At 69.0% G+C, this 536-nt stretch carries 1 protein-coding gene; it reads left to right on the plus strand.

Annotated features, from left to right (window positions below):
* A partial coding sequence (locus J8I29_RS29680; protein WP_348536215.1) for a peroxidase family protein occupies nucleotides 1-534 on the plus strand: 534 nt, incomplete at its 5' end.
* Nucleotides 535-536: the final 2 nt, after the last annotated feature.

The raw sequence follows: 536 nt of genomic DNA on the forward strand, positions 1-536 counted from the left end.
GTGCCCTTCGCGCCCGGCCGCACCGATGCGAGCCAGGAGCAGACCGATGTCGACGCCTTTGCGGTGCTCGAGCCGGTGGCGGACGGCTTCCGCAACTATCTGAAGACGACCTACAGCGTGCCGGCCGAGGGACTGCTGATCGACAAGGCCCAGCTCCTGGGCCTGACGGCGCCGGAGATGACGGTGCTGGTCGGGGGCCTGCGCGTGCTCGAGGTCAATGCCGGGGGCAGCAAGCATGGCGTGCTGACCGACCGGCCGGGGGCGCTGACCACCGACTTCTTCGTCAACCTGCTCGACATGGGCACGGCCTGGAAGGCGACCTCGCCGGCCGAGGACGTGTTCGAGGGCCGCGACCGCGCCACGGGCGAGGTGAAGTGGACCGGCACCCGGGCCGACCTGGTGTTCGGCTCCAACTCCCAGCTGCGGGCGCTGGCCGAGGTCTATGCCAGCGACGATGCGAACGCCAAGTTCGTCACCGACTTCGTCGCAGCCTGGACAAAGGTCATGAACGCCGACCGCTTCGATCTGGCGTGACC

This window comes from Labrys sp. LIt4, assembly GCF_017813775.1.
In the GTDB taxonomy this organism is placed as follows: Bacteria; Pseudomonadota; Alphaproteobacteria; order Rhizobiales; family Labraceae; genus Labrys; species Labrys okinawensis_A.